General features: G+C 59.3%; 30 protein-coding genes and 1 tRNA gene. 23 read left to right on the forward strand and 8 right to left on the reverse strand.

The window, feature by feature from the left end:
- Window positions 1–13: 13 nt before the first annotated feature.
- From ACW9IB_RS05320 to ACW9IB_RS05330, 3 genes are all read right to left on the reverse strand, one after another.
- Complete coding sequence (locus ACW9IB_RS05320) at window positions 14–2,257, reverse strand: ATP-binding protein (protein WP_457412641.1); 2,244 nt, start codon at window positions 2,255–2,257, stop codon at window positions 14–16.
- Window positions 2,254–2,868: a biliverdin-producing heme oxygenase gene (locus tag ACW9IB_RS05325; protein ID WP_457412643.1), complete on the reverse strand. Its 615-nt coding sequence runs from the start codon at window positions 2,866–2,868 to the stop codon at window positions 2,254–2,256. Before ACW9IB_RS05325 ends, ACW9IB_RS05320 begins: the two co-directional genes overlap by 4 nt.
- A gap of 194 nt (window positions 2,869–3,062) precedes the next feature.
- On the reverse strand, window positions 3,063–3,437 hold the full coding sequence (locus ACW9IB_RS05330; protein ID WP_457365826.1) for a response regulator: 375 nt from the start codon (window positions 3,435–3,437) through the stop codon (window positions 3,063–3,065).
- A gap of 244 nt (window positions 3,438–3,681) precedes the next feature.
- On the opposite strand from ACW9IB_RS05330, the gene ACW9IB_RS05335 reads away from it, so the two are divergent.
- Together ACW9IB_RS05335 and ACW9IB_RS05340 are read left to right on the forward strand one after the other, a co-directional pair.
- Window positions 3,682–4,623 carry a phosphoribosyltransferase family protein gene (locus tag ACW9IB_RS05335; RefSeq protein WP_457412644.1) on the forward strand — a complete coding sequence of 314 codons (942 nt, stop codon included), beginning with the start codon at window positions 3,682–3,684 and terminating at the stop codon, window positions 4,621–4,623.
- 41 nt (window positions 4,624–4,664) lie between these two features.
- Complete coding sequence (locus tag ACW9IB_RS05340; protein ID WP_457412646.1) at window positions 4,665–5,039, forward strand: c-type cytochrome; 375 nt, start codon at window positions 4,665–4,667, stop codon at window positions 5,037–5,039.
- 171 nt (window positions 5,040–5,210) lie between these two features.
- Here the strand turns inward: ACW9IB_RS05340 and ACW9IB_RS05345 are convergent, their stop codons facing one another.
- Together ACW9IB_RS05345 and ACW9IB_RS05350 are read right to left on the reverse strand one after the other, a co-directional pair.
- Window positions 5,211–5,498, reverse strand: a complete 288-nt coding sequence (locus tag ACW9IB_RS05345; protein ID WP_457412648.1) for a colicin E3-like toxin immunity protein — start codon at window positions 5,496–5,498, stop codon at window positions 5,211–5,213.
- Window positions 5,499–5,513: 15 nt separating this feature from the next.
- Window positions 5,514–6,677, reverse strand: a complete 1,164-nt coding sequence (locus tag ACW9IB_RS05350; RefSeq protein ID WP_457412650.1) for an S-type pyocin domain-containing protein — start codon at window positions 6,675–6,677, stop codon at window positions 5,514–5,516.
- Window positions 6,678–6,954: 277 nt separating this feature from the next.
- Here ACW9IB_RS05350 and ACW9IB_RS05355 point away from each other — a divergent pair, with 277 nt between their 5' ends.
- Window positions 6,955–7,590, forward strand: a complete 636-nt coding sequence (locus ACW9IB_RS05355; RefSeq protein WP_457412651.1) for a LysE family translocator — start codon at window positions 6,955–6,957, stop codon at window positions 7,588–7,590.
- A gap of 7 nt (window positions 7,591–7,597) precedes the next feature.
- Here the strand turns inward: ACW9IB_RS05355 and ACW9IB_RS05360 are convergent, their stop codons facing one another.
- Complete coding sequence (locus ACW9IB_RS05360) at window positions 7,598–7,927, reverse strand: hypothetical protein (protein WP_457412652.1); 330 nt, start codon at window positions 7,925–7,927, stop codon at window positions 7,598–7,600.
- 83 nt (window positions 7,928–8,010) lie between these two features.
- Window positions 8,011–8,095 (reverse strand) — tRNA-Leu (locus ACW9IB_RS05365).
- A gap of 108 nt (window positions 8,096–8,203) precedes the next feature.
- Between ACW9IB_RS05365 and queA the strand changes: the two genes are divergently transcribed.
- The 6 genes from queA to ACW9IB_RS05395 all read left to right on the forward strand — a co-directional run bounded on the left by queA (window position 8,204) and on the right by ACW9IB_RS05395 (window position 14,278).
- Window positions 8,204–9,253 carry a tRNA preQ1(34) S-adenosylmethionine ribosyltransferase-isomerase QueA gene (gene queA / locus ACW9IB_RS05370; protein ID WP_457412653.1) on the forward strand — a complete coding sequence of 350 codons (1,050 nt, stop codon included), beginning with the start codon at window positions 8,204–8,206 and terminating at the stop codon, window positions 9,251–9,253.
- A 5-nt stretch (window positions 9,254–9,258) separates the two neighbouring features.
- Window positions 9,259–10,374, forward strand: coding sequence for a tRNA guanosine(34) transglycosylase Tgt (tgt, locus tag ACW9IB_RS05375; RefSeq protein ID WP_010565220.1), 1,116 nt, complete (start codon window positions 9,259–9,261; stop codon window positions 10,372–10,374).
- A gap of 43 nt (window positions 10,375–10,417) precedes the next feature.
- Complete coding sequence (gene yajC, locus ACW9IB_RS05380) at window positions 10,418–10,756, forward strand: preprotein translocase subunit YajC (RefSeq protein WP_003175975.1); 339 nt, start codon at window positions 10,418–10,420, stop codon at window positions 10,754–10,756.
- Window positions 10,757–10,819: 63 nt separating this feature from the next.
- Entirely contained in the window at window positions 10,820–12,688 is a 1,869-nt protein-coding gene (secD, locus tag ACW9IB_RS05385; protein ID WP_457412654.1) for a protein translocase subunit SecD, read from the forward strand.
- Between the two features lie 9 nt (window positions 12,689–12,697).
- The gene (gene secF / locus ACW9IB_RS05390) at window positions 12,698–13,612 is read left to right on the forward strand and encodes a protein translocase subunit SecF (protein ID WP_457365817.1); all 915 of its coding nucleotides are present in this window, start codon (window positions 12,698–12,700) and stop codon (window positions 13,610–13,612) included.
- Window positions 13,613–13,735: 123 nt separating this feature from the next.
- Window positions 13,736–14,278: a glycine zipper 2TM domain-containing protein gene (locus ACW9IB_RS05395; RefSeq protein ID WP_457365816.1), complete on the forward strand. Its 543-nt coding sequence runs from the start codon at window positions 13,736–13,738 to the stop codon at window positions 14,276–14,278.
- Window positions 14,279–14,401: 123 nt separating this feature from the next.
- Here the strand turns inward: ACW9IB_RS05395 and suhB are convergent, their stop codons facing one another.
- The gene (suhB, locus tag ACW9IB_RS05400; RefSeq protein WP_457365815.1) at window positions 14,402–15,217 is read right to left on the reverse strand and encodes a type III secretion system regulator SuhB; all 816 of its coding nucleotides are present in this window, start codon (window positions 15,215–15,217) and stop codon (window positions 14,402–14,404) included.
- A 145-nt stretch (window positions 15,218–15,362) separates the two neighbouring features.
- On the opposite strand from suhB, the gene trmJ reads away from it, so the two are divergent.
- The 14 genes from trmJ to ACW9IB_RS05470 all read left to right on the forward strand — a co-directional run bounded on the left by trmJ (window position 15,363) and on the right by ACW9IB_RS05470 (window position 26,222).
- Window positions 15,363–16,133, forward strand: coding sequence for a tRNA (cytosine(32)/uridine(32)-2'-O)-methyltransferase TrmJ (gene trmJ, locus ACW9IB_RS05405; RefSeq protein WP_457365814.1), 771 nt, complete (start codon window positions 15,363–15,365; stop codon window positions 16,131–16,133).
- Window positions 16,134–16,135: 2 nt separating this feature from the next.
- On the forward strand, window positions 16,136–16,921 hold the full coding sequence (gene cysE, locus ACW9IB_RS05410; RefSeq protein ID WP_457365813.1) for a serine O-acetyltransferase: 786 nt from the start codon (window positions 16,136–16,138) through the stop codon (window positions 16,919–16,921).
- A 239-nt stretch (window positions 16,922–17,160) separates the two neighbouring features.
- Window positions 17,161–17,652 (forward strand): Fe-S cluster assembly transcriptional regulator IscR, encoded by a 492-nt coding sequence (gene iscR, locus ACW9IB_RS05415; protein ID WP_457365812.1) that lies wholly within the window; start codon window positions 17,161–17,163, stop codon window positions 17,650–17,652.
- 50 nt (window positions 17,653–17,702) lie between these two features.
- Complete coding sequence (locus ACW9IB_RS05420) at window positions 17,703–18,917, forward strand: IscS subfamily cysteine desulfurase (RefSeq protein ID WP_016971998.1); 1,215 nt, start codon at window positions 17,703–17,705, stop codon at window positions 18,915–18,917.
- Between the two features lie 99 nt (window positions 18,918–19,016).
- Window positions 19,017–19,403 carry a Fe-S cluster assembly scaffold IscU gene (gene iscU / locus ACW9IB_RS05425; RefSeq protein ID WP_010207899.1) on the forward strand — a complete coding sequence of 129 codons (387 nt, stop codon included), beginning with the start codon at window positions 19,017–19,019 and terminating at the stop codon, window positions 19,401–19,403.
- 28 nt (window positions 19,404–19,431) lie between these two features.
- Window positions 19,432–19,755, forward strand: coding sequence for an iron-sulfur cluster assembly protein IscA (iscA, locus tag ACW9IB_RS05430; RefSeq protein WP_003175963.1), 324 nt, complete (start codon window positions 19,432–19,434; stop codon window positions 19,753–19,755).
- 8 nt (window positions 19,756–19,763) lie between these two features.
- On the forward strand, window positions 19,764–20,285 hold the full coding sequence (gene hscB, locus ACW9IB_RS05435; RefSeq protein ID WP_457365811.1) for a co-chaperone HscB: 522 nt from the start codon (window positions 19,764–19,766) through the stop codon (window positions 20,283–20,285).
- Window positions 20,286–20,338: 53 nt separating this feature from the next.
- Complete coding sequence (gene hscA, locus ACW9IB_RS05440) at window positions 20,339–22,201, forward strand: Fe-S protein assembly chaperone HscA (protein WP_457412656.1); 1,863 nt, start codon at window positions 20,339–20,341, stop codon at window positions 22,199–22,201.
- A 3-nt stretch (window positions 22,202–22,204) separates the two neighbouring features.
- Window positions 22,205–22,546, forward strand: a complete 342-nt coding sequence (gene fdx, locus ACW9IB_RS05445) for an ISC system 2Fe-2S type ferredoxin (protein ID WP_017736823.1) — start codon at window positions 22,205–22,207, stop codon at window positions 22,544–22,546.
- Between the two features lie 14 nt (window positions 22,547–22,560).
- A complete protein-coding gene (gene iscX / locus ACW9IB_RS05450) occupies window positions 22,561–22,761 on the forward strand; it encodes a Fe-S cluster assembly protein IscX (RefSeq protein ID WP_060754320.1) in 201 nt (66 codons plus the stop codon).
- Between the two features lie 91 nt (window positions 22,762–22,852).
- Complete coding sequence (ndk, locus tag ACW9IB_RS05455) at window positions 22,853–23,278, forward strand: nucleoside-diphosphate kinase (protein ID WP_008092560.1); 426 nt, start codon at window positions 22,853–22,855, stop codon at window positions 23,276–23,278.
- 29 nt (window positions 23,279–23,307) lie between these two features.
- Window positions 23,308–24,456 (forward strand): 23S rRNA (adenine(2503)-C(2))-methyltransferase RlmN, encoded by a 1,149-nt coding sequence (rlmN, locus tag ACW9IB_RS05460; protein WP_457365809.1) that lies wholly within the window; start codon window positions 23,308–23,310, stop codon window positions 24,454–24,456.
- A 12-nt stretch (window positions 24,457–24,468) separates the two neighbouring features.
- Window positions 24,469–25,227: a type IV pilus biogenesis/stability protein PilW gene (pilW, locus tag ACW9IB_RS05465; protein ID WP_457365808.1), complete on the forward strand. Its 759-nt coding sequence runs from the start codon at window positions 24,469–24,471 to the stop codon at window positions 25,225–25,227.
- Complete coding sequence (locus tag ACW9IB_RS05470) at window positions 25,227–26,222, forward strand: RodZ domain-containing protein (RefSeq protein ID WP_457365807.1); 996 nt, start codon at window positions 25,227–25,229, stop codon at window positions 26,220–26,222. The genes pilW and ACW9IB_RS05470 overlap by 1 nt, the downstream gene beginning before the upstream one ends.

Consider the following 26,222-nt stretch of genomic DNA (forward strand, 5'->3'; position numbering starts at 1 on the left):
ACAGGGGAGGCGGTCAGGTATGCGAATCCCCCGCCACCTTCGGCACTGTAAAGCGGAACTCACTGCCACGGCCCACTTCACTTTCGGCCACGATGGTGCCGCCGTGGGCCTGGACGATGCCTTGGGTGATGTACAAGCCCAGGCCGCTGCCGGTGGGGTTGTTTTCGGCCTGGGTCCAGTAACGGTCAAACACATGGGGCAGTTGTTCTGGGGCGATACCTTCGCCCGAATCGCGGACTGAAAACACGATTTCCTCGCCATTGTTCATCGCGCTGATGCCGATATTGCCCTGGCGTGGCGTGAACTTGATGGCGTTGCCGATCAGGTTGGACAACACCTGGAACAGACGCTCCGGGTCGGCATTGATCTGCAGGCCAGGCTCGGCGTTGAACGACAGGTCGATGCCTTTTTCCATCGCCAATGGCGCCAACAGTGAATAGGCCTCTTCGAAAATCTGGCCGACATCCAGCGCCACCGGTTTGACCACATAGCGCCCGGCTTCGATTTTCGAGGTGTCGAGCAAGTCTTCCAACAGCACGTTCATGCGCCCGGCGGCCTGTTGCATGGTGTCGATGGCCGAGGAAATCCGCCGCGATGTGTGTGGGCCGTCAGAGCTGAAGGCCTTTTGCATCATGCCGCACAGCATGGAAATGACGGTCATCGGGTTACGCAGGTCGTGGGACACCACGGCCACCAGTTCATCACGGGCGCGTACGGCCTGTTGCTCGCGCAGCACTTGGCGCGCCAAATCGTTTTCCAGCGCGGAACGGCGCAGGTCATTGGCCGCAAAACGGTCGCCATGGCTCCACTTGGTGGAAATACCGGCCATTTCCACCTTCCAGATTTCAAACGAGGTGCGTGGGCGAAGGCGCAAGCCGGCTTCGGAATTTTCCAGGTTCAACGGCTTTTGCGGGTCGCCGCTCCAATTGATGTTCTCTTTCACTTCCGGGCGAAACCACAGCACGCCATTGTCCACCGGCTTGGGCAGGCTCATGGCCAATACCCCGCTGGCCACCTGCTGGAATTCGGCGGCAGGCGGGTAGACCGAGACCAGATTGTGGCTGGCGAACACGGGCTCGCCGCTTTCTTGCAGCCATTTATGCAGGGCGCGGATCTGCGCCGGTTCCGGGCAGTTGCCGTAGCGGTGCAGCTGTTTGTCTTCGATGATCGCCACGCCTCCCGACAGGGTCAGGGCCATCAACACTTGTGGTTGCTGGGCCAGGCCGTCGAAGACGTTTTCATCCGAACGTTTCATCGCTTGATCGAGGAGCGCCAGGGCTTCGACTTTCTCTTCGCGCTGGCGACTCAGGTCCAGGGCCTCCATGGCGCTGATCTGTAGCGACAGTACCTGGCCAATGGTCTGGCACGCCGTGCGCAGATCGTTGGGTACCAGCAGCGGCTGGCGGTTGCCGCAACTGATCAGGCCCCAGAGCTTGTCGCCCTTCATCAGCGAGATGCTCATGGACGACAACACGCCCATGTTCTGCATGTACTGGCAGTGGATCGGCGACACACTGCGTAACGTTGCGAAGCTCAAGTCCAGCGGCTGGCCGGTATCCGGACGCAATTTGGGCACCAACGGTACTGGCTCGTAAGATGCGTTCGGGATGATGCGCAGCCAGTTGGTGCGATACAACTCGCGGGCTTGTTCGGGGATGTCGGACGCGGGGAAGAACAACCCGTTGAAAAGCTCCATGGACGGTGCCGACGCTTCGGCGATGACCTGGCCATGGCCTTCTTCTTCGAAGCGATAGATCAACACCCGGTCGTAACCGGTCATGGCCTGGATTTCAGTCACGCTGATTTCGTACAGCGCTTGCAGGGTTTTCGCTGACTGCAGGCGTTGCAGCATTTTGCCCAGGTTGCTGGTGCGGCCATTCAGAGCCCGGGGTTGAAAGTTTTTGAGCAGTGGCTCGAACTCCAGCACCAGCACATCCTGATGGCGATGCAGCAAACCTTCGAACTCGCCACCGTTAAGCGTGACGTGCAGCGGTGGTGCATCGAAAAACGTATTCTGCGTGGCCATGGTTTGCACGGCCTGAGCATGTTCGGCACCGATCAGCGTGTGCAGCGGCTGGCCCAGCAGGGCTTCAGGGGCATGATTGAACAAGGTGCCGACGTTGGCGCTGACCTGGATGATATGCAGATCAGGCTCCGACAACGTCAGCAGCACGCCATGGGGCTGGATCGCCCCGGGAAAGCGGATGGGCTCGTCTGCGCAGTTGGCAAGCAGCTCTTCAAAATCTTCGGGTTTCATAGCAATACCTCCTGGCTCTCGAGCCATTGCTCAAAGCAGCTGAATGTCGACCGGGCGGCGGTCACCGCGTGTTGTGCGGCGGCTGTATCCAGCGACGGGGCGCCCAGATAATCGAGAAAATCCTTCCAGCGCCGACCGGTCTCGGCGCCATACACGTCAAGAAATGCAGCACCGTTGTGCGCATCCAGGTTCAGGCGTTGGGCCATTTCCCGGCGCAGCACCTGGCCGCCCAAGGTGGCGCCTTCGATCACATACAGCGTGCCAAGGCAGGCGGCAGCCGAGTCGAGAACCGGCAGGCGGGTACAGCGGGGCAGGGCGTGGATATCCGTCTCGCTCAGGCCAAGGGCATGAAGATCATTCAGCAGGGTAGGCGTTTTCACGCGCAGTGCCTGGTCGAAGCCTTCAGGGATCAAACCTGAGTCGTACAACGCAGCTTCCAAGGGCTGATAAAACCCGTAGTAGGCCTGCAACAAGCGCCGATACCCGTCGGCATTCAGACGCTCCGAAAAGAACGGCAGGCGCTTTTCCAGCGCGGTGTGCAGCAGGGCCGTGCCTGTGCGCAACGCTTCCAGCAATGAGGGCGCACTAACGTCATGGGCCTGTGAATGCATTCAGTAAGCTCGAACTGTGGGCCTTGCGGCCATGAATGACGCGTGGAAATGGGCGACGATTCTACACAACTCATGGCCGTCAACTGAGCGCGCAACGCGAAAAGGCTGACCAGCGGATCAGAAAAGTCGCTCCGTGCCTTACCACTGACCGCACAGGCTGTCGCGAAGTTCGATTGAATGATGTCGCAGCGCTATCAATGCAGAGGAGGTTGAGTCAATGCAGTCTGCACGCACTCCAGCAAACGTTCGGTGCTCCACGGCTTGGGCAAGAACCGCACGGAACCGCCCAATTGCGAGGCCAGTTTGGTGTTGCCGGAGGTGAGCAGCACCGGCACCGACGGCCAGCGATGGGCGACTACACGGCTCAGGTCATAACCATTGAGCAAGCCCGGCATCTGTATATCGGTGACGATCAGGTCCACCGGATCGTCGCCCTGTTCCAGGTAAATCATCCCTTCATCCGCCGAAGGAAAAGACGTCACGACCGCCCCGAATTCTTCCAGCACATCCACCATCAACGAGCGAATGATCTCGTCGTCTTCCAATACCAAAATCGATGGCTGAGCCATGATCCTTCTCCACCATCAGGGTTCCAGTTAGGTGGAGTCGAGAGAGCTTTAATAGGTTCGATTGGAGATACGCGAGGCGATGGATGGTCATTCAGACGCGGGCATGTCCCTGAAAAGCAGGCTTTCGGCAGGCTGATTTTTTGCGTCTCATCGCCTGTGAGCCGGGAATAAAACGTTGCGGCCAGGCGTTTTTCCGAAACAGGTGTCGACCTTCGGCACCGCTCCTTTCGAAAAGATCGCGCCCTTGAACCGACCCGTACTGCCCATCTCCTACGAGCATCTGGATCGCTGGATTGCCTCCCTGCAACCGGCGCTGCTGGACGAAGCATTCAGCAGCGTCATTGGCATTTTGCGCGGTGGCGGGCCGCTGGCGCTGATGGTCTCCCATGTCACCGGGGTGGCCCCGGCGTTTCTGCGCTATCAGCGCGCTGACCGCGGCGTGGCATGGGACTCGTCGATCCCGATTCCGCCACCCGGCAGCAAAGTGCTGTTGTGCGAGGACATCGCCGGCACGGGGCATACGCTCAAGGATTGCTCCAACTTCCTGCAACGCCAGGGCTTGAAGGTAAAGGTCCTGACGGCGGGTTTCGACGATCTCAGCGCGACCCGCCCCGACTACGGCATCGATGGGCGTGGTTACTTCCTGCAGTTTCCCTGGGAGCGCCAGGCACGTACCGAAGCCTATCGCGATCATTGGCAGGAAACCCGTGGCGGGCGCACGGGCCACTTGGCCCAGGACCATGAGTACGACGCCTACGCCATCGACCTGGACGGCATCCTCCTGCCGGACATCCCGCCAGAGACCTACAATGCAGACCTGCAAGCCGCCCTGCGCCAGCGCGATCAACTGGCACCGTTCGAGCACCTGCCGGCGCTGGGCACCGTGAAAGCCATCGTCACGGGGCGTCCGGAAATGGACCGAGCCCGCACTGAAGACTGGCTGAGGCGCCACGGCTATGGCGACACTCCATTGATCATGCGTGACACTCAGCGTTACATCGACACACCCGAGCAAGTGGCCACCCATAAAGCCACTGCCACATTGCAATTGGCCTGCACCCACTTTGTGGAGAGCGACCCGGTGCAAGCCATCCTGATCGCTCAGCAGGCGCCCTTGCTGCGGGTAGTCTGGTGGGACGCGCAGAGTCGGCAGGGACGTTTGCTGGGGGCGGCGCAGTGGGGGTGATACAGGCATAATTGGCTCACCGTTACCGATGTGGAGCCTTTATGAAATTCGCCTTGTTCACCCTCGCCCTGCTTCTCGGTGCCGGTTCGGCCCATGCCGCCGGCGATGTCGAAGCGGGCGGCAAGCTCTTCACCAAAACCTGCGGCGGTTGCCATAGCATCGGCGAAGGCGCACGCGGCGGCTTCGGCCCGGAGCTCAACGGCATCATCGGCAGGCCCGCCGGCACCACCACGGACTATCAGTATTCCGATGCGATGAAAAATTCCGGAGTGGTCTGGACCCGGGACAAACTCGCGGCCTACATCGAAGACCCCAAATCGATCGTGAGCGGCACACGCATGATTTTCTGGGGCATCAGCGATCCGGAAAAAATTGAAGATATCCTGGCGTATCTGGAGACGTTTCAAGCCCGGTAGGCGCTGGTGCTTTTTTGTGGTGTCGCATTATCCCTCCATAACAAGACTGGCCTGCTCCGGCGTCTGGCGGTGATGCCTCATCCGTTCCCACCTATTCTTTCTTGTCATGCTCATGTGCGGGTGTTGACTGAGCGTTAGAGGAGGGGCTTTTGCTGTGCAGGCCTCATTGCATCAAGACTCCTTTTTGGGTTGTTTTGGGGGTGGGGGCCATGAGCCTTGGTAGCGGAAGGAAATTTGGTAGTCGAATTGGTCGGGTTCAATCATGTGCTGGAAGTACGGTTGAATAATCGATATCCAACCAGGCCGCACGTTGAATACGTCGGCATATATCGCAGTCTCTTCATTTAAACCCAGTGCTTCAAAAACACTGTCCGCATCTTCTATGTGTGCTGAGTACTCATCTGCCTTCAAGTCATTGCAGAGTTTTTCGTACCACCGCAATCTGATCTTCATCACCATTTTCCGAGTGCCTCTTTACCTATAAATTCGACGTTTTGGGTTTGCTGGTCCTCGACGTTCAGCGGTGTAAGGGTCGAATGCGCCGAGGTGTTTCAAATCACTGTTTCGATAGACTTCCAGCTCGCCTTTCTTGGAGTCCCATTCAAAAATTTTTCTTCCTTTGGCGTCTATCCACCGGTCACGTAAGCCGGCCCCACCTTGTCTTGGAGTCACGGGTTTTTGGGGAATCAGACCGGGAAAGCCTGTTATGTCTTCGGCTAGTGGGGCTGAGAAGTAGTCATGGTCTGGGTTTCTTAGTCCTTTTCTTGGTGTGTTAACCACCACATACAACGACCGAACCCCCGACTCCACCGGGAACACCAGAATAAAGTCCCGATACTCCGGCGGATAAACCGGGTTCACCAGAATCTCTGCCGCCTTTTCCGTCGGCGGATAGATCCACATCACCGGCGCTCGCGGCGCAGCCTCCAGGGCCGGGATGCCAAGGGTGTCGCTCGAATCTATCGCGGGCGTCCAGATCAACTCCACGCCCTCACCCAAATCCGCCACGAACTGATCGCCACGGCGTTGGAACTGCACCACATCGATCATCTGCCAATCGGTATGGCTACCCGTGTAAAACCCATAGCCCTTGAGCGTGCCGTCCTCACCTTGCTCAACCTGCAACCGCATCTGCGAACGCGCCTGTTGCATCGAACGCAACTGCTCGTCGCTGTAGAGCGCGCTGTCACCCAACGCCGAAGGCCAAGCCAGTGCGAGCAGGCCCGTCAGCAGCCCGCCGGTCACCGAGCCCGCAGCGGTTGCAGCCGACTCGAAAGCCGCCGACCGCAGCGCCAACTGCCCCAGCCCAACCGGCAGTGTGCTGCCGCTGATTTTGTGCAGGGCCACCGCGCCCTGGCTGTCCACCTCTCGTCCGCCCAACAGGCTGAAATGGCCGTAGTTCTCGATCAATTCCAGCGGTATGTAACCGGTGGGGTCGTTGTAGCGAATGAGGCCGTTGGGTAGCTGGCAGGGTTTGAGAAAGGTGCAACCGCGAGGTTCAGGTAATGGGGATATTGGGGAGGGCGATGGTTCGAAAAATTCAACAGGCGGCGAAGGCGGCAGACGCGCTGGTTGCGAAGTCAGAATTCGTTGCCTGAGCCGTTCTTTTTCGGTGGGCGGATACAAACGTTCTGACATGACCGACTCACTTCCTTGTGCGAGGAAGGGAGCCTACGGGGAGGTGTCAGTGGGCTGGAATTGGCATTGTTCGATGGTGGGTGTGGGAAAAGTAAGCGGGTGAAGTCTGGTGTATGAGGTGATAGGGGGGAGTGTTCAGGCGAGCGATTTTAGGGTGTCCGTTGAATCAGGAGTGGTGTCCGAACGCAGGTGTATGACGTTTTGCCCGCAGATCTGTATCTAACGCCGGTGTTTTCAACGGCCTACCATGGCCGGAACTGAAAACAGGAGCAGCAGCATGCCCGAAACGTCCAGTTGGCTGGCCTATGCCTTGATCTCTTTGGGTATGGTGCTGACGCCAGGCCCGAACATGATTTACCTCATTTCCCGCTCGATCTGCCAGGGGCGCACAGCCGGGTTGATTTCCCTGGGCGGTGTGGCGCTGGGCTTTCTGGTTTACATGGTGTGCGCGGCGTTGGGCATTACGGCCTTGGTGATGGCGGTGCCGTTTGCGTACGACGCGCTGCGGTTCGGCGGGGCGCTGTACCTGGCTTACATGGCCTGGCAGGCGATCAGGCCGGGCGGGCGTTCACCGTTTCAGGTGCGGGACTTGCCCAAGGACAGCCCGCGCAAGCTGTTCACCATGGGGCTGGTGACCAACCTGCTCAACCCCAAGGTGGCGGTGATGTATTTGTCGTTGCTGCCGCAATTCATCGACCCCAACGGTCACGCCAGCGTGCTGATGCAATCCCTGGTGCTGGGCTTTACACAGATTGTGATCAGCGTAAGCGTCAATGCGTTGATCGCTGCCATGGCCGGGTCCATCGCGGTGTTTTTTGTCAGCCGTCCCGGCTGGCAGGTGGTGCAGCGCTGGTTGATGGGCTCGGTGTTGATGGGGTTGGCGGTGCGGATGGCGGTGGAGGGGCGGCGATAGGTTGTGATTACAGGATGGCTTTCAGGTAGTTCTTGAGTGCGCTGAGCGGAGCACTGAGCTCGTCGAATGTCGACGCCTGACGCACCTCTGCCACCAATCGCTGCAACTCGCGACCCATCACGGTATCGGCGCCGCCCAGGGTGTCGAGTGCCACTGTCAGGCATTCATTGAGCTTCAACTGAATCCCCGTCAAATTCCCTTGCCGCATCAACAACCCAAACACCTCGCGGTCATACCCTTCCATTGCCGGATCATCCCGCAGCAGTGGGCTGCCATCGTCATGTTCATGTACGAGTTTCAGGGCAAACAGCGCAACCGCTTCGAGCAACAATTCCATGGTCCCGCTACCTCCGCTGGTGTGTCGGTCACTTTTCGACAGGCGAAAAAAAAGACCTTGAATTTCAAGGTCTTTTTTTAAGATGGTGCCCCGAGGGAGACTCGAACTCCCACTCCTTTCGAAAACGGATTTTGAATCCGCCGCGTCTACCAATTCCGCCATCAGGGCTCAATGGCGGCGAAGTATAGAGAGGTGATTACCGTTGGTCAATCACGTTTCATGGTCAATTTTGACGATTTCCGCTAGACTTCCCGGCCCTGCTAGACGAACCCCATCATGCGCGTTGCTGACTTTACTTTTGAGCTTCCTGATTCGCTGATCGCTCGCCACCCGTTGGCCGAGCGTCGCGCCAGTCGACTGCTGACCCTGGACGGGGTGAGCGGTGCCCTCGCACACCGTCAATTCACTGATTTGCTTGAGCATTTGCGCCCGGGCGATTTGATGGTTTTCAACAATACCCGGGTGATTCCGGCGCGGCTGTTCGGCCAGAAAGCCTCCGGCGGCAAGCTGGAAATTCTGGTGGAGCGGGTACTGGACAGCCATCGCGTGCTGGCCCATGTGCGCTCCAGCAAGTCGCCGAAACCGGGGTCGAACATCCTGATCGATGGGGGGGGCGAAGCCGAGATGGTGGCGCGCCATGATGCGCTGTTCGAACTCAAGTTCGCCGAGGAAGTGTTGCCGCTGCTCGAGCGCGTCGGGCATATGCCGTTGCCTCCTTATATAGACCGTCCTGACGAGGACGCGGACCGCGAGCGCTATCAGACGGTGTATTCCCAGCGTCTCGGTGCGGTGGCCGCGCCAACGGCCGGACTGCACTTCGACCAACCGCTGCTGGATGCGATTGCCGCCAAGGGTGTCGAGACTGCCTATGTGACCCTGCACGTGGGGGCCGGCACGTTTCAGCCGGTGCGTGTGGATAAGATCGAAGACCACCATATGCACAGCGAATGGCTGGAAGTCAGCCAGGAAGTGGTGGATGCAGTGGCGGCGTGCAAGGCGCGCGGCGGTCGGGTGGTAGCGGTGGGTACTACCAGCGTGCGTTCTCTGGAAAGCGCGGCGCGCGATGGTGTGCTCAAACCGTTCAGCGGTGACACCGATATCTTCATTTTCCCGGGCCGGCCTTTCCATGTGGTCGATTGCCTGGTCACCAACTTCCATTTGCCGGAATCCACGCTGTTGATGCTGGTGTCGGCATTTGCCGGTTACCCGGAAACCATGGCCGCTTATCAAGCCGCCATCGACAACGGGTACCGTTTTTTCAGCTACGGTGATGCGATGTTCATCACCCGTAACCCGGCGCCGCGCGGCCCTGAGGAACAATCATGAGTCGTATGTCCTTTGAATTGCTGGCCACGGATGGTAAAGCTCGCCGCGGTCGTCTGACGTTTCCGCGTGGCACTGTGGAGACCCCGGCGTTCATGCCGGTCGGCACCTACGGTACCGTCAAGGGCATGCTGCCGCGTGACATCGTCGCCACCGGTGCCGAGATCATTCTGGGCAACACTTTCCACCTGTGGCTGCGCCCGGGCACCGAGGTGATCAAGAAGCACGGCGACCTGCATGACTTCATGAAGTGGCAGGGCCCGATCCTCACCGACTCCGGCGGTTTCCAGGTGTTCAGCCTGGGCGCCATGCGCAAGATCAAGGAAGAGGGCGTGACCTTCGCCTCGCCGGTGGACGGTTCCAAAGTGTTCATGGGGCCGGAAGAGTCGATGCAGGTACAGCGTGACCTGGGCTCCGACATCGTGATGATTTTCGACGAGTGCACGCCGTACCCGGCTGACGAAGACGTCGCGCGCGTCTCCATGGAGTTGTCGTTGCGTTGGGCTCAGCGTTCCAAGAATGCCCATGGCGACAACACCGCGGCGTTGTTCGGTATCGTCCAGGGCGGCATGCATGAAAGCCTGCGCAAGCGCTCGCTGGAAGGTCTCGACAAGATCGGTTTCGACGGCTTGGCCATTGGCGGTTTGTCGGTGGGCGAGCCAAAACACGAAATGATCAAGGTGCTGGATTATCTGCCTGGCCTGATGCCGGCTGACAAACCTCGTTACCTTATGGGCGTTGGCAAACCGGAGGATCTCGTAGAGGGTGTGCGCCGCGGGGTGGACATGTTCGATTGCGTGATGCCAACCCGTAATGCCCGCAATGGGCATCTGTTCATCGATACAGGCGTGCTGAAGATCCGTAACGCGTTCCATCGCCATGATGATTCGCCGCTGGATCCCACCTGTGATTGCTACACCTGCCAGAACTTCTCCCGTGCTTATCTGCACCATCTGGACAAGTGTGGGGAAATGCTGGGTAGCATGTTGAATACCATCCACAATTTGCGTCACTACCAAGTCCTGATGGCTGGTTTGCGCGAGGCTATTCAACAGGGTACATTGGCCGCCTTCGTCGATGCCTTCTATGCCAAGCGCGGGCTGCCCGTGCCGCCCTTGGACTGAGTTTTCCGACCCTAAGATTCACTATTTGCAACTGGAGTGCTAAATGAGCTTTTTTATCTCTAACGCCATGGCTGATGCCGCTGCGCCTGCCGCCGCCGGCCCAATGGGCGGTGGTTTCGAGTGGATTTTCCTGGTCGGCTTCCTGGTCATCTTCTACCTGATGATCTGGCGTCCACAGGCCAAGCGCGCCAAAGAGCAGAAAAACCTGCTGGGCAGCCTGCAGAAAGGCGACGAAGTCGTGACCACCGGCGGTATCGCTGGCAAGATCACCAAGGTTTCCGATGCTTTCGTGGTGCTGGAAGTGTCCGATACCGTCGAAATGAAGTTCCAAAAGGGCGCGATCGCCGCCACGCTGCCAAAAGGCACGCTCAAAGCGATCTAAAGTAACAACCTTTACCAATCGACGGGGCGCGCAAGGCGCCCCGCGTTATAAGCGGGCGGCGTGATGCTGAACAAATACCCTCTGTGGAAATACGTACTGATCGTGGCGGTGCTGGCGATCGGTTTTATTTATTCCGCTCCCAACCTCTATCCTGATGACCCGGCGATCCAGATCACTGGCGCCAGCACTTCGCTGCAGGTCAATCAGGCGGACCTGGAACGCGCGAGCAAGGCGCTCACCGATGCGGGGATCCAGGTCAAGGCGGCAACGTTGGCGGCTGATGCGAAGGGCGGCTTGTTGCGCCTGACCAAGGCAGAAGACCAATTGCCGGCCAAAGACGTCGTGCGCAAGGCCATGGGTGACGATTATGTGGTCGCGCTCAACCTGGCACAGACCACCCCGACCTGGCTGCGCAAGATCGGCGCTCACCCGATGAAGCTGGGTCTGGACTTGTCCGGCGGTGTGCACTTCCTGCTGGAAGTCGACATGGATAAAGCCCTCGACGCGCGCCTGAAAGTCTACGAAGGCGACGTGAAGAGTCTGCTGCGTAAAGAGAAACTGCGTTATCGCAGCCTGCCGCAGCTCAACGGTGCCATCCAGCTGGGCTTCTCTGATGAAGCGTCCCGCGAGCAGGCCCGTGCACTGGTTCGCAAGAACTTCAACGATTTCGACATCGTACCGGCCGACCTGAACGGTCAGCCTGTGCTGCGTCTGGCGATGACCCCGGCCAAGCTGGCGGAAATCCGCGAATACTCCATCAAGCAGAACTTGACCACGGTACGTAACCGCGTCAACGAACTGGGTGTGGCCGAGCCGATCGTGCAGCGCCAGGGCGCCAACCGTATCGTGGTTGAGCTGCCGGGCGTACAGGACACCGCTGAAGCCAAGCGTATCCTGGGTAAAACCGCCAACCTGGAGTTCCGTCTGGCGGCTGAGCCGGGTGCTACCCGTGCCACTTCCGAAGAGTTCGAATTCCGCGAAGGCAACCGTCCTCCAGCACTGATCGAGCGTAGCCTGATCATTACCGGTGACCAGGTGACCGACGCCAAGGCCGGTTTCGGCGAGCACGGCACCCCTGAAGTGAACATCCGTCTGGATGGCCACGGTGGTGAGCTGATGAGCCGCGCTACGCGCAGCAACGTTGGCCGCAGCATGGCGGTGATCTTTATCGAGCAGCGTCCGGTCACTACCTACACCAAGCAGGTGGTCAACGGCGTCGAGAAAGATGTGCCGGTTCAGTCCTTCAAGGAAGAGAAAAAGATCATCAGCCTGGCGACCATTCAGTCGCCGCTGGGTGCGCAGTTCCGCATCACCGGCCTGAACGGCCAGGGGGAATCGTCCGAACTGGCCCTGCTGCTGCGTGCCGGTGGTCTGGCCGCGCCGATGTACTTCGCTGAAGAACGTACCATCGGCCCGAGCCTGGGTGCCGACAACATCACCAAGGGTATCGATGCGGCCTTGTGGGGCATGCTGTTCGTATCCTTGTTCATCATCGCCATCTACCGCTTCTTCGGCATCATCGCCACCGTTGCCCTGGCGGGCAACATGGTGATGCTGCTGGCCCTGATGTCGCTGCTGGGCGCCACCCTGACCCTGCCAGGTATCGCCGGTATCGTACTGACCATGGGTATGGCGGTGGACGCCAACGTACTGATCTTCTCGCGGATCCGTGAAGAGATCGCGGCGGGCATGACCGTACAGCGTGCAATCAACGAAGGCTTTGGCCGGGCATTTACCGCGATTCTCGACTCCAACCTGACTACCTTGCTGGTCGGCGGGATTCTCTTTGCCATGGGCACAGGCCCCGTCAAAGGCTTTGCGGTGACCATGTCCCTCGGTATCTTTACCTCGATGTTCACGGCCATCATGGTGACCCGCGCAATGGTCAACCTGATCTTTGGCGGGCGTGACTTCAAGAAGTTGTGGATTTAAGGGGCTGCCATGTTACGTACAATCAACTTCATGGGCGTTCGCAACGTTGCGTTCGGCGTCACTGTGCTCCTTACCGTTCTGGCCTTGTTCAGCTGGTTCCACAAGGGGTTGAACTACGGCCTGGACTTCACCGGCGGTACGCTCATCGAGCTGACCTACGAGAAGCCGGCCGATGTGACCCTGGTGCGCAACGAGCTGGTCAAGGCCGGCTATCACGAAGCCATCGTCCAGAGCTTTGGTGCGACCACTGACCTGCTGGTGCGCATGCCGGGTGAAGACCCGCAACTGGGTCATCAGGTTGCCGATGCCTTGCAGAAGGTCGGCGGCGATAACCCGGCGTCGGTCAAGCGCGTCGAGTTCGTAGGGCCGCAGGTGGGTGAAGAACTGCGCGATCAGGGCGGCCTCGGCATGCTGATGGCGCTGGTCGGGATCATGATCTACCTGGCGTTCCGCTTTCAGTGGAAGTTCGGTGTCGGCGCCATTGTGTCGCTGGTCCACGACGTGATCGTGACCGTGGGTATCCTGGCGTACTTCCAGGTGACCTTCGACCTGACCGTGCTGGCGGCGGTACTGGCGATCATCGGTTACTCCCTCAACGACACCATTGTGGTATTCGACCGGGTTCGTGAGAATTTCCGCGTGCTGCGCAAGGCGTCGTTGATCGAGAACATCAATATCTCCACCACCCAGACCCTGTTGCGGACCATGGCGACGTCGATCTCCACGTTGCTGGCGATCGCTGCGCTGATGATCTTCGGTGGCGACAACCTGTGGGGCTTCTCCCTGGCCCTGTTCATCGGGGTTTTGGCGGGTACCTACTCGTCGATCTACATCGCCAACGTGGTGCTGATCTGGCTGAACCTCAACAGCGAAGACCTGATCCCTCCGGCCAGCACTGGCAAGGAGGTCGACGACCGCCCTTGATGGGTGATTGTCGATACGCTGTTACAAGAAAGGCGCGAGTATTGAACTCGCGCCTTTTTTTTTGCTCCAAGGCTGGGTATAGCGCGGACGTATCGGTCCGTTTGTGATGGTCAGGAGGTTCACGTGAACAAGTCGTTGCTGGTTGGTGCGGTATTGGGTGCTGTCGGTGTGACTGCCGGGGGTGCTGTTGCCACCTACAGCTTGGTGAAAAGCGGCCCTGAGTATGCGCAAGTGCTGGCGGTGCAGCCGGTGAAAACCCAGATTAAAACCCCGCGAGAAGTCTGTAAGGATGTCGCCGTGACGCGTCAGCGTCCGGTGCAGGACCAGCATCAGATCGTGGGTACCGTGGTCGGTGCCTTGGCTGGTGGCCTGCTGGGCAACCAGATCGGTGGTGGTAATGGCAAGAAGCTGGCTACCGTGGCCGGTGCTGTCGGTGGCGGTTATGCCGGTAACAAGGTTCAGGAAGGCATGCAGAACCGCGATACTTACACGACTACGCAAACGCGCTGTAATACCGTCAATGACATTAGTGACAAGGTTGTTGGCTATGACGTGCGTTACAACCTGGATGGCAAGGAAGGTTCGGTACGCATGGACCGTGATCCGGGTAGCCAGATTCCAGTCGATAAAGAAGGTCGCCTGATCCTCGGACAGAACCAGCAGTAATCCCTGAGCGGGGTGCAATTCAAATTGTGTGGGGCGGGTATTGGTTGAGGCAGGAAATGCAGCGTTACCCTAATCCCAGGCACAAAAAAGCACCCTAAAGGGTGCTTTTTTGTGCTCGCTCGCTTAGCGCTTCAGCGAGGCTGGCAGGTGTGGCTGGATCGCCGTCAGGACTGCCTTGAAGCATTTGGTGTTACCGGCAACCACGTGGCCTTTTTCCAGGAAGTCATGACCGCCGGTGAAGTCGCTCACCAGGCCGCCGGCCTCTTGAATCAGCAGGGCGCCTGCCGCCATGTCCCACTCGGACAGGCCCGACTCCCAGAACGCATCGAAACGACCGGCGGCCACATAGGCCAGGTCCAGGCTGGCAGCGCCTGCGCGACGGATGCCGGCGGTCTGGCCAACCAGGGCGCGGAACATGCCCAGGTAGTTTTCCAGGTTGTCCATCTGGTCATCGCGGAATGGGAAGCCGGTGCCCAGCAGGGCGCCGTCCAGGCTGGTGCGGCCGCTGACGCGCAGGCGACGACCATTGAGCTGGGCGCCACGGCCACGGCTGGCGGTAAATTCTTCCTGGCGAACTGGGTCCAGCACGACGGCGTGTTCCAGGCGACCGCGGTATTTGCAGGCGATGCTCACGGCAAAATGCGGGATGCCGCGCAGGAAGTTGGTGGTGCCGTCCAGGGGGTCGATGATCCAGAGGTAGTCTTCGCCTTCGCCGCTGCCTTTGTGCAGGCCCGACTCTTCGCCGAGGATGCCATGGGTCGGGTAGGCCTTGCGCAGGGCTTCGATGATTTTCTGTTCGGCGGCGCGATCGACCTCGGATACGTAATCCTTGGCGTCTTTTTCGTCGACCTTGATGGTATCCAGGCGCTCGATGGAGCGGAAGATCAATTCACTGGCGCTGCGGGCGGCGCGCAGCGCGATATTCAGCATGGGCTGCATGGATGTGTCACCTAAGGTTGTTAAAGAAAGCCGAGCATTCTAGCAGAAACTTTCTTCAGGTGAAGGATGACGTTCGCTTTCATGGCATAACCTTAGGCTGTTCTGTAAGCTTTGCTCCCCTTTCCCGTGTCCGAGAGCGCCTCCCTTGCTGCAAAACATCCGTGTCGTCCTCGTCAATACCAGTCATCCCGGCAACATCGGCGGGGCGGCGCGCGCCATGAAAAACATGGGGCTGTCGCGCCTGGTACTGGTGGAACCGCGACTGTTTCCGCACCACGAGGCCGATGCGCGCGCCTCGGGCGCCAATGACATCCTTGAAAACGCGCAAGTCGTCGCCACCTTGGAGGATGCGCTGGTGGGCTGCAACCTGGTGCTGGGTACCAGCGCCCGTGATCGGCGCATTCCCTGGCCCTTGCTGTCGCCCCGCGAGTGCGGCAGCAAAGTCGTGGAGGAGGCGGCGGGCGGCGCTGAAATTGCTCTGGTGTTTGGCCGTGAAGATTCCGGCCTGACCAACGAAGAGCTGCAGCGATGTCATTACCACGTGCACATTCCCTCCAATCCCGATTTCAGTTCGCTGAATCTGGGGGCGGCGGTGCAGGTGTTGAGTTATGAAGTGCGCATGGCATGGCTGGCGGCCGAAGGGCTGCCGGAAAAGCTTGAAAAGACCGAAGTCGCATCGCCGAAAAGCGATGAGTTGGCGACTATGGACGAGCTGGAGCGGTTCTATGAGCACCTGGAACAGACCCTGGTGTCCATCGAGTTCCTCGATCCTGAAAAGCCGCGGCACTTGATGGCGCGCCTGCGCCGCCTGTACGGACGTAGCTCGGTCAGTCGGGCCGAAATGAATATATTGCGTGGCATCCTCACGGAAACCCAGAAAGCGGCCCGTGGTGAGCTTCTTAAGCGGAAGGATTAAAAATGTTCGAGCGTTTGCGAGAAGATATCCAGAGTGTTTTCCACCGTGACCCGGCGGCGCGCAACGCCTTTGAGGTGCTGACCTGCTACCCGGGCATGCATGCAATCTGGATTCACCGCCTGTCTGGCGCGCTGTGGGGTATGGGCTGGAAGTGGCTGGCGCGACTGGTGTCTAACTTTGGACGCTGGCTGACCGGTATCGAAATTCACCCGGGTGCCAAAGTGGGGCGTCGTTTCTTCATCGACCATGGTATGGGGATCGTTATTGGTGAGACTGCGGAAATCGGCGATGACGTGACCCTCTATCAAGGCGTTACCCTGGGGGGGACCAGTTGGAACAAAGGCAAGCGCCACCCGACGCTGGAAAATGGTGTGGTGGTGGGAGCGGGTGCCAAGGTGCTCGGTCCGTTTACCGTGGGTGCTGGCGCCAAAGTGGGTTCCAATGCGGTGGTGACCAAGGCCGTGCCGCCGGGTGCTACGGTGGTGGGCATTCCTGGCCGGATCATCGTCAAGCCGGAAGTGGCTGACGAGCAGGAAGCCAAGCGCAAGGCCATGGCCGAGAAAATCGGCTTCGATGCCTATGGTGTCAGCGAAGACATGCCTGACCCGATCGCCCGTGCCATTGGCCAGTTGCTCGATCATTTGCAGGCAGTCGACGGCAAGCTGGACGGTATGTGCGGTGCGCTGAAGGATCTGGGTAGCCCTTACTGTGCGAAAGATCTGCCAGAGCTGCGCGAAGAAGACTTCGCCGAAATCAAGGATGAAGCAGCCACTACCAAGGCAGGTTGAGCCTTGGCAGTCACTGTCGGCCCCTGTGGGAGCGAGCAAGCCCGCTCCCACATTTGATCTCGGTCGGTCCCGCAATTTTTTGTTGAGCTCGCTCTCGCCTGTTCGATCCCGCCCCATCCTGCTATTATTCGCGCGCCTTTTTACGGGTAATCCTGACTAAAGTACTAGGTCTTATAGTTGACTTAAATACTCGGGAATCGCATACTTGCTCCCATTCTGAAACACCTTGGTACTTGTCCATGAGACTGACTACAAAAGGCCGATACGCGGTGACCGCCATGCTTGACTTGGCCTTGCACGCGCAAACTGGGCCGGTGTCCCTGGCCGATATCTCCGAGCGCCAAGGCATTTCCCTGTCCTATCTCGAGCAACTGTTTGCCAAATTGCGCCGTAGCAATCTGGTTTCCAGTGTGCGGGGGCCGGGGGGCGGCTATCAATTGTCCCGTGACATGAAGGGCATCCAGGTGGCGCAGGTCATCGATGCGGTGAATGAGTCCGTCGATGCCACCAAATGCCAGGGACTGGGTGACTGCCATGCCGGTGACACCTGCCTGACGCACCACCTGTGGTGTGACTTGAGCCTGCAGATCCATGAGTTTTTGAGTGGTATCAGCTTGGCTGATCTTGTGACTCGCCGTGAGGTGCAGGAAGTAGCCCAGCGTCAGGACCAGCGCCGTTGCAACACCAAGGCGCCGCGTCTGGACAAGATTGAAGCGTCCGCCGTCGAGTGACAGCCGAAGAGCTAACGGCGCGCCAGCCAGCCTGATTTAGGAGAAAGTCCATGAAATTGCCGATTTACCTTGATTACTCTGCGACCACCCCGGTTGATCCGCGTGTTGCGCAGAAGATGAGCGAATGCCTGCTGGTTGACGGAAACTTCGGCAACCCGGCCTCCCGTTCCCACGTATTTGGCTGGAAAGCCGAGGAAGCAGTCGAGAATGCTCGTCGCCAGGTTGCAGATCTGGTGGGTGCAGACCCGCGCGAAATCGTCTGGACCTCCGGTGCCACCGAGTCCGACAACCTGGCAATCAAGGGTGCGGCGCATTTCTATGCGACCAAGGGCAAGCACCTGATCACTACCAAGATCGAGCACAAGGCGGTCCTGGACACCATGCGTCAACTGGAGCGTGAAGGTTTCGAGGTCACCTACCTCGAGCCCACCACCGACGGTATCGTCACTCCGGCCATGATCGAAGCTGCCCTGCGTGAAGACACCATCCTGGTTTCCGTCATTCACGTGAACAACGAAATCGGCACCATCAACGACATCGCAGCCATCGGCGAACTGACTCGTTCGAAGGGGATCCTGTTGCACGTCGACGCTGCCCAGTCCACAGGCAAGGTCGATATCGATCTGTCGAAACTGAAAGTCGACCTGATGTCGTTCTCTGCCCACAAGACCTACGGCCCTAAAGGCATCGGCGCCCTGTACGTGAGCCGCAAGCCACGTGTGCGCATCGAAGCCACCATGCACGGTGGCGGTCACGAGCGCGGCATGCGTTCCGGCACCCTGGCGACCCACCAGATCGTCGGCATGGGCGAAGCCTTCCGCGTAGCCAAAGAAGACATGGCCGCCGAAAATATTCGTATCAAAGCCCTGAGCGACCGCTTCTACAAGCAGGTCGAGGGCCTTGAAGAGCTGTACATCAACGGCAGCATGACCGCCCGTGTACCGCACAACCTGAATTTGAGCTTCAACTATGTCGAAGGCGAGTCGCTGATCATGGCGCTCAAGGATCTGGCGGTTTCGTCCGGTTCGGCCTGCACCTCGGCGTCCCTTGAGCCTTCGTACGTGCTGCGCGCCCTGGGTCGCAACGACGAACTGGCACACAGCTCGATCCGCTTTACGTTCGGCCGTTTCACCACCGAAGAGCAAGTCGACTACGCCGCGCAGAAAGTCTGCGAGGCCGTCAACAAGCTGCGCGTCCTGTCGCCGTTGTGGGACATGTACAAAGACGGTGTCGATATTTCCAAGATCGAGTGGGCGGCACACTAACTATAGAAGCCGCCACCCCGGCTCTGTAGGAACGTGGCGGAAAACGCAGGCGTTTCTACAGGGTTCCAGAGCGGCCCTGATGAGTGAGGATTCAGTACCATGGCTTACAGCGAAAAGGTCATTGACCACTACGAAAACCCGCGTAACGTCGGCAAGATGGACGCGGAAGACCCAGACGTGGGCACCGGCATGGTCGGCGCCCCGGCGTGCGGCGATGTGATGCGCCTGCAGATCAAGGTCAACGACAACGGTGTTATCGAAGACGCCAAGTTCAAGACCTACGGCTGCGGTTCGGCCATCGCCTCCAGCTCCCTGGCGACCGAATGGATGAAAGGCAAGACCCTGGATGAGGCTGTCACCATCAGCAACACCCAGCTGGCCGAAGAACTGGCCCTGCCGCCGGTGAAAATCCACTGCTCCGTACTCGCTGAAGACGCCATCAAGGCAGCCGTTCGCGACTACAAGCAGAAGAAAGGCTTGATCTAAGCATTTGGCGACGAGTAAGGAGTCAACGATGGCTATCAGCATGACAGAAGCGGCTGCGCAGCACATTCGCCGCTCCCTGAATGGGCGCGGTAAGGGTGAGGGGATTCGTCTGGGTGTGCGCACCACGGGCTGCTCCGGCCTTGCCTATGTGCTGGAGTTTGTCGACGAGGTGGTTGCGGAAGACCAGGTGTTCGAAAGTCACGGTGAAAAAGTGATCATCGACCCTAAAAGCCTGACCTACCTGGACGGCACCGAGCTCGATTTCGTCAAGGAAGGGTTGAACGAAGGCTTCAAGTTCAACAACCCCAACGTGCGCGGTGAATGTGGCTGCGGCGAAAGCTTCAACATCTGAGGCTATTCGTGGGTACTCCTTGTCATTTCGCTTTATTCGAGCTGCAGCCGAGTTTTCGGCTGGACCTCGAGCAGCTTGCCACGCGCTACCGAGAGTTGGCGCGTGGGGTGCATCCGGACCGCTTCACTGATGCGTCCGAGCGCGAGCAGCGCCTGGCGCTCGAGCAGTCGGCCAGCCTCAACGAAGCCTATCAGACCCTGAAAAGCCCGCCCAAGCGCGCCCGCTATCTGCTGGCGATGAAGGGGGGTGAGTTGCCGCTGGAGGTTACGGTGCATGACCCGGACTTCCTGATGCAGCAGATGCAGTGGCGTGAAGAGCTCGAGGACTTGCAGGACGAAGCCGACCTGGCGGGTGTCGCGGTCTTCAAGCGTCGTCTGAAAACTGCCCAGGATGCGCTCAACGAAAGTTTCGCGGCCTGTTGGGATGATGCGGCGCAACGCGAACAGGCCGAACGCCTGATGCGGCGCATGCAGTTCCTGGACAAGCTCACCTACGAAGTGCGCCAGCTAGAAGAGCGCCTCGACGATTAACCCCGTGTGCTGCCCGTGATGCACGCCTGATAGACAGATAAGACCTGATTACCATGGCCCTACTGCAAATCGCCGAACCCGGCCAAAGCCCTCAACCGCACCAGCGTCGCCTGGCGGTCGGGATTGACTTGGGCACCACCAATTCCCTGGTTGCTGCTTTGCGCAGCGGCCTGTCCGAGCCGCTTCCCGATGCGGATGGCCGGGTGATCCTGCCATCCGCCGTGCGCTACCACGCCGATCGCACCGAAGTCGGTGAATCGGCCAAGCTGGCTGCGTCTTCCGACCCTTTGAATACCGTGCTTTCGGTCAAGCGCTTGATGGGTCGTGGTCTGTCCGACGTCAAGCAATTGGGTGACCAACTGCCGTACCGCTTTGTCGGCGGCGAATCCCACATGCCGTTCATCGACACTGTCCAAGGGCCGAAAAGCCCGGTGGAAGTGTCAGCCGATATCCTCAAGGTGCTCCGCCAGCGCGCAGAAAGCACGTTGGGCGGTGAACTGGTTGGTGCGGTGATCACGGTTCCGGCTTACTTCGACGATGCTCAGCGCCAGGCCACCAAGGACGCGGCAAGACTCGCTGGCCTTAACGTCTTGCGCCTGCTCAACGAGCCGACCGCTGCGGCGGTGGCCTACGGCCTGGACCAGCACGCCGAGGGGCTGGTCGCCATCTACGACCTGGGCGGCGGTACCTTTGATATTTCGATCCTGCGCCTGACGGGTGGTGTCTTCGAAGTGCTTGCTACCGGCGGCGATAGTGCCTTGGGTGGTGATGACTTCGATCATGCAATCGCGAGCTGGATCATCAGCAACGCCGGCTTGTCGGCGGATCTGGATCCAGGCGCGCAGCGTAACCTGCTGCAAACCGCCTGTGCGGCCAAAGAAGCGCTGACGGATGCTGCTTCTGTAGATGTTTCCTACGGCAACTGGTCTGCCCGGTTGAGCCGTGACGCCTTCGACGCGTTGATCGAACCGATGGTGGCCCGCAGCCTGAAAGCCTGCCGCCGTGCAGTGCGTGATTCCGGTATCGAGCTGGAAGACGTCGGCGCCGTGGTGATGGTCGGCGGTTCCACTCGTGTGCCGCGTGTTCGCGAAGCGGTTGCTCAAGCCTTTGGCCGTCAGCCACTGACCGAAATCGATCCGGATCAAGTCGTTGCCATTGGCGCTGCGATCCAGGCCGATACCCTGGCCGGTAACAAACGCGACGGTAGCGAACTGCTTCTGCTCGACGTGATTCCATTGTCTCTAGGGCTGGAAACCATGGGCGGCCTGATGGAGAAGGTGATTCCTCGCAACACCACCATCCCGGTTGCTCGTGCCCAGGACTTCACCACTTACAAAGACGGCCAGACGGCCATGATGATTCATGTGCTGCAAGGCGAGCGCGAGCTGATCAGCGACTGCCGCTCCCTGGCACGCTTCGAATTGCGTGGTATTCCGGCCATGGTCGCGGGGGCGGCAAAGATTCGCGTGACCTTCCAGGTCGACGCCGATGGCCTGCTCAACGTCGCTGCTCGCGAACTGGGCTCGGGCGTGGAAGCGAGCATCCAGGTCAAGCCGTCCTATGGCCTCACCGATGGCGAAATCGCCAAGATGCTCAAGGATTCGTTCCAGTACGCCGGTGACGACAAGGTCGCCCGTGTCTTGCGTGAGCAGCAGGTCGATGCCCAGCGTCTGATCGAAGCGGTGCAGGGCGCCCTCGAGGTCGACGGCGAGCGTTTGCTGGACGCCGAAGAGCGCATGGTCATTGACCTGCAAATGCAGGAACTGTCTGAACTGATGAAAGGCACCGATGGTTATGCCATCGAGCAGCAGACCAAGCGTCTGTCGCAAGTGACCGATGCCTTTGCCGCCCGCCGTATGGACCAGACGGTAAAAGCCGCCCTGGCGGGACGCAACCTGAATGAAATCGAGGAATAATTAATGCCGCAGGTCATTTTTCTGCCACACGCCGAGCATTGCCCGGACGGTATGGTCGTGGAGGCTGAGACCGGCAAGTCCATCCTCGAAGTCGCCCATGACAACCATATCGAGATCGAAAGCGCTTGCGGCGGTGTCTGCGCCTGCACCACCTGCCACTGCATCATTCGCGAAGGGTTCAATACCCTGGAAGAGGCGGACGAGCTGGAGGAGGACTTTCTTGATCGCGCCTGGGGCCTGGAGGCGCATTCGCGCCTAAGCTGTCAGGCAAAGGTCGGGACGGAAGACATCACCGTGGAAATTCCGAAATATTCGCTCAACCATGCAGCCGAAGCGCCGCATTGATTCAAGGAAATGTCATGAGCCTGAAATGGGTTGATGTACAAGAAATCGCCATTCTGTTGGCTGATGGTTATCCGGATCTGGACCCTTATTCGCTGAACTTTGTCGCTTTGCGTGACATGGTCATGGCGTTGCCAGGGTTTGAAGATGAGCGGGACCGGGGCGGCGAAAAGGTCTTGGAAGCTATCCAGACTGCCTGGAAAGAAGAACAGGACTGACGCCTCCTTTACGCAGTTAGGCAATACCCAATAACCCGCGTATAATTCGCGGGTTTAATTTTTCGTAAATTACCGTTTCTGGAGTTACACCATGGCTGTTCAACGTACTTTCTCCATCATCAAGCCTGACGCTGTTGCAAAAAACGTCATCGGCAAGATCACCACCCGTTTTGAAGAAGCCGGTCTGAAAATCGTAGCTTCCAAAATCAAGCAACTGTCCAAGGCTGAAGCCGAAGGCTTCTACGCCGAGCACAGCGCTCGCGGTTTCTTCGGTGACCTGGTTGCTTTCATGACCTCCGGTCCTGTCGTTGTTCAGGTTCTGGAAGGCGAAAACGCCATCGCTCTGAACCGTGAGCTGATGGGCGCTACCAACCCTAAAGAAGCTGCTGCCGGCACCATCCGTGCTGACTTCGCCGAGTCCATCGACGCCAACGCCGTACACGGTTCGGACTCCGAAGCCGCTGCTGCTCGCGAAATCGCTTACTTCTTCGCAGCTACTGAAGTAACCACTCGCTAAGCACCGGCTTAAAGAGTGAGGGTGAATCCATGACGACATCGACTGTAAAAACCAACCTGCTGGGTCTGACTCAGCCGGAAATGGAGAAATTCTTCGACTCAATCGGGGAGAAGCGTTTCCGTGCCGGTCAGGTAATGAAATGGATTCACCACTTTGGCGTCGACGATTTCGATGCCATGACGAACGTCAGCAAGGCCCTGCGTGAAAAACTCAAGGCTGTCGCTGAGGTTCGTGGTCCTGAAGTGGTCAGCGAGGACATTTCCAGCGACGGCACCCGCAAGTGGGTGGTGCGCGTGGCGTCCGGCAGCTGCGTCGAGACTGTTTACATTCCCCAGGGCAAGCGCGGCACCTTGTGCGTTTCGTCCCAGGCAGGCTGTGCCCTGGACTGCAGTTTCTGCTCCACCGGCAAGCAAGGCTTCAACAGCAACCTCACCGCCGCCGAAGTCATTGGCCAGGTGTGGATCGCCAATAAATCCTTCGGCAGCGTTCCGGCCACCATCGACCGGGCCATCACCAACGTGGTGATGATGGGGATGGGGGAACCGCTGCTGAACTTCGACAACGTCATTTCGGCCATGCGCCTGATGATGGACGACCTGGGCTACGGCATTTCCAAGCGCCGCGTGACCCTGTCGACATCCGGCGTGGTTCCGATGATCGATGAATTGGCCAAGCACATCGACGTCTCCCTGGCGTTGTCGCTGCACGCACCCAATGACGCATTGCGTAACCAATTGGTGCCGATCAACAAGAAGTATCCGCTTAAGATGCTCCTCGATTCCTGCCAGCGCTACATGTCGGCCCTGGGCGAAAAGCGTGTACTGACCATCGAGTACACCTTGCTCAAGGACATCAACGACAAAGTCGAGCACGCGGTCGAGATGATCGAGCTGCTCAAGAACGTGCCGTGCAAGATCAACCTGATTCCGTTCAACCCGTTTCCCCATTCTGGCTACGAGCGGCCAAGCAACAACGCCATCCGCCGTTTCCAGGATCAACTGCACCAGGCGGGCTTCAATGTCACCGTGCGCACCACCCGTGGTGAGGACATCGATGCGGCCTGTGGCCAATTGGTAGGGCAGGTGCTGGATCGCACCCGCCGCAGCGAGCGTTATATCGCGGTGCGTGAACTGAGCGCAGCTGACGACATGCCGCAAAGCGCTGCAAACCGAAACTGAGAGAGGATCTCTATGCCCTTGCGCCTTGCGCTGCTTTTGCTTGTTACCGGCCTTGCGACCGGTTGCGTTTCATCGGGCCATGAGAGCCCCCTGCAAACCGGCAAAGGTCGTGACGAGGCGCGGGTTGCCTATGTGCAATTGGGCCTGGGTTACCTGCGCCAGGGCATGAGCGAGCAAGCCAAGGCACCGTTGAAAAAGGCCCTTGAGCTGGACAGCGACGATGCCGACGCCAATGCCGCGCTGGCCTTGGTGTTCCAGGCCCAGGCCGAGCCTGAACTGGCCGATCGATACTTCAATAAAGCCCTGGCCGCACGGCCTGCCGACCCTCGGCTGCTGAACAACTACGGCAGCTTCCTGTTCGAGCAGAAACGTTATGACCAGGCTTCCCGTTATTTCCAGCAGGCCAGCGCCGATACGCTCTATCCTGAGCGCTCGCGTGTATTCGAGAACCTCGGTGTGACGTCGGTGCGCCTTGGCCAGCGCGACGTTGCGCGCCAGCAACTGGAAAAAGCCCTGCACCTGAACAGTCGCCAGCCACGGGCGTTGCTTGAAATGGCTGAGTTGTCCTACGAAGACAGGCATTATGTGCCGGCACGTGACTATTACGAGCGTTTTAGCCTGCTCAGCGGGCAAAATGCACGTAGTCTATTGCTCGGTGTGCGTCTGGCGACGGTTCATGAAGAACGCGACACGGCCGCACGATTTGGCCAGCAACTCGAACGACTCTATCCCGGTACGCCGGAATATCAGCAATACCTGTCGGAGCAATGATGAAAGCGGCGCACCCGGAAGTTGTAGCAGCTAATCGCGTAAACCCAGGCGAGACCTTGCGTCAGGCCCGTGAAAGCAAAGGATGGTCCCTGGCAGAGGTGGCCCTCAAGCTCAATCTGACCGCCACATCCCTGGCCAACCTGGAAGCCGGCGCGTTCGACAAGCTGCCTGGGCACACCTTCGCCCGGGGTTATATCCGTGCCTACGCCAAGTTGCTGGGCATCGACCAGGCCGTGCTGGTCCAGGAATTCGATCAGTTCACCGGCACCGACTCCCAGGGCAGCAATGTGCATGGCCTGGGACGTATTGAAGAGCCGGTACGGGTTTCCCACACCATTTTGCGCATTGTCAGCCTGCTGCTGCTGATCGCCGTGATCGGCGGTGGCTTTGTCTGGTGGCAAGACCAGACGTCCTTGCGTACCAAGGACCTGGTCAGCAACGCCATGGAGCACGTCGAGGTCGAGAGCGCCGACGGCACCACACAGATTCACCCACTGGATGAGCCGGAAGACCAGGCGGTAGCCGAAGGTCAAGCGGCGTCCGAAGCGCCAGCCACTGCCGAAACACCCGCGCCGGAAACGGCGCCTGCGGTGACTGCTCCAGCACCAGCCGCACCAGCCACGCCGGCAGCGCCGCAGGCTCAGGCCCATGTGCCTGCCACACCTGCTGCGCCTGCCACGCAAGCCCCTGTGGCCCCGGCTACCCCGGCGGCGCCTGCGATTTCGCCGCCCACCACTCCAGCGTTGATCGCCGGTGATGGTCGTGTACAGATCACCTTCATCGCTGACTGCTGGACGCAGGTCACCGATGGCAATGGCAAAGTGCTGTTTAGCGGTCTGAAGCGTAAGGGAGATACGCTTGACCAGGGCGGCAAGCCTCCTCTGACGCTGCGTCTGGGCTTTGCCCGTGGTGCGCAAGTGGCCTACAACGGCCAGCCTGTGGACGTGGCGCCGTTCACCACTGGCGAGACCGCTCGCCTGAAGCTGGGACAATAG

This window comes from Pseudomonas sp. SDO524_S393, assembly GCF_054071875.1.

What these genes read in the sequence shown, in the direction of transcription:
- cysE (WP_457365813.1), top strand. Translation starts at nt 16,136, where the DNA reads ATGTTCGAGCGTTTGCGAGAAGATATCCAGAGTGTTTTCCACCGTGAC.
- ACW9IB_RS05340 (WP_457412646.1), top strand. Translation starts at nt 4,665, where the DNA reads ATGAAATTCGCCTTGTTCACCCTCGCCCTGCTTCTCGGTGCCGGTTCG.
- hscA (WP_457412656.1), top strand. Translation starts at nt 20,339, where the DNA reads ATGGCCCTACTGCAAATCGCCGAACCCGGCCAAAGCCCTCAACCGCAC.
- iscU (WP_010207899.1), top strand. Translation starts at nt 19,017, where the DNA reads ATGGCTTACAGCGAAAAGGTCATTGACCACTACGAAAACCCGCGTAAC.
- secF (WP_457365817.1), top strand. Translation starts at nt 12,698, where the DNA reads ATGTTACGTACAATCAACTTCATGGGCGTTCGCAACGTTGCGTTCGGC.
- queA (WP_457412653.1), top strand. Translation starts at nt 8,204, where the DNA reads ATGCGCGTTGCTGACTTTACTTTTGAGCTTCCTGATTCGCTGATCGCT.
- iscR (WP_457365812.1), top strand. Translation starts at nt 17,161, where the DNA reads ATGAGACTGACTACAAAAGGCCGATACGCGGTGACCGCCATGCTTGAC.
- ACW9IB_RS05330 (WP_457365826.1), bottom strand. Translation starts at nt 3,437, where the DNA reads ATGGCTCAGCCATCGATTTTGGTATTGGAAGACGACGAGATCATTCGC.
- iscA (WP_003175963.1), top strand. Translation starts at nt 19,432, where the DNA reads ATGGCTATCAGCATGACAGAAGCGGCTGCGCAGCACATTCGCCGCTCC.
- ACW9IB_RS05350 (WP_457412650.1), bottom strand. Translation starts at nt 6,677, where the DNA reads ATGTCAGAACGTTTGTATCCGCCCACCGAAAAAGAACGGCTCAGGCAA.
- fdx (WP_017736823.1), top strand. Translation starts at nt 22,205, where the DNA reads ATGCCGCAGGTCATTTTTCTGCCACACGCCGAGCATTGCCCGGACGGT.
- ACW9IB_RS05360 (WP_457412652.1), bottom strand. Translation starts at nt 7,927, where the DNA reads ATGGAATTGTTGCTCGAAGCGGTTGCGCTGTTTGCCCTGAAACTCGTA.
- tgt (WP_010565220.1), top strand. Translation starts at nt 9,259, where the DNA reads ATGTCCTTTGAATTGCTGGCCACGGATGGTAAAGCTCGCCGCGGTCGT.
- ACW9IB_RS05325 (WP_457412643.1), bottom strand. Translation starts at nt 2,868, where the DNA reads ATGCATTCACAGGCCCATGACGTTAGTGCGCCCTCATTGCTGGAAGCG.
- secD (WP_457412654.1), top strand. Translation starts at nt 10,820, where the DNA reads ATGCTGAACAAATACCCTCTGTGGAAATACGTACTGATCGTGGCGGTG.
- ACW9IB_RS05420 (WP_016971998.1), top strand. Translation starts at nt 17,703, where the DNA reads ATGAAATTGCCGATTTACCTTGATTACTCTGCGACCACCCCGGTTGAT.
- iscX (WP_060754320.1), top strand. Translation starts at nt 22,561, where the DNA reads ATGAGCCTGAAATGGGTTGATGTACAAGAAATCGCCATTCTGTTGGCT.
- pilW (WP_457365808.1), top strand. Translation starts at nt 24,469, where the DNA reads ATGCCCTTGCGCCTTGCGCTGCTTTTGCTTGTTACCGGCCTTGCGACC.
- ACW9IB_RS05320 (WP_457412641.1), bottom strand. Translation starts at nt 2,257, where the DNA reads ATGAAACCCGAAGATTTTGAAGAGCTGCTTGCCAACTGCGCAGACGAG.
- ACW9IB_RS05345 (WP_457412648.1), bottom strand. Translation starts at nt 5,498, where the DNA reads ATGGTGATGAAGATCAGATTGCGGTGGTACGAAAAACTCTGCAATGAC.
- ACW9IB_RS05470 (WP_457365807.1), top strand. Translation starts at nt 25,227, where the DNA reads ATGAAAGCGGCGCACCCGGAAGTTGTAGCAGCTAATCGCGTAAACCCA.
- ndk (WP_008092560.1), top strand. Translation starts at nt 22,853, where the DNA reads ATGGCTGTTCAACGTACTTTCTCCATCATCAAGCCTGACGCTGTTGCA.
- yajC (WP_003175975.1), top strand. Translation starts at nt 10,418, where the DNA reads ATGAGCTTTTTTATCTCTAACGCCATGGCTGATGCCGCTGCGCCTGCC.
- ACW9IB_RS05355 (WP_457412651.1), top strand. Translation starts at nt 6,955, where the DNA reads ATGCCCGAAACGTCCAGTTGGCTGGCCTATGCCTTGATCTCTTTGGGT.
- rlmN (WP_457365809.1), top strand. Translation starts at nt 23,308, where the DNA reads ATGACGACATCGACTGTAAAAACCAACCTGCTGGGTCTGACTCAGCCG.
- suhB (WP_457365815.1), bottom strand. Translation starts at nt 15,217, where the DNA reads ATGCAGCCCATGCTGAATATCGCGCTGCGCGCCGCCCGCAGCGCCAGT.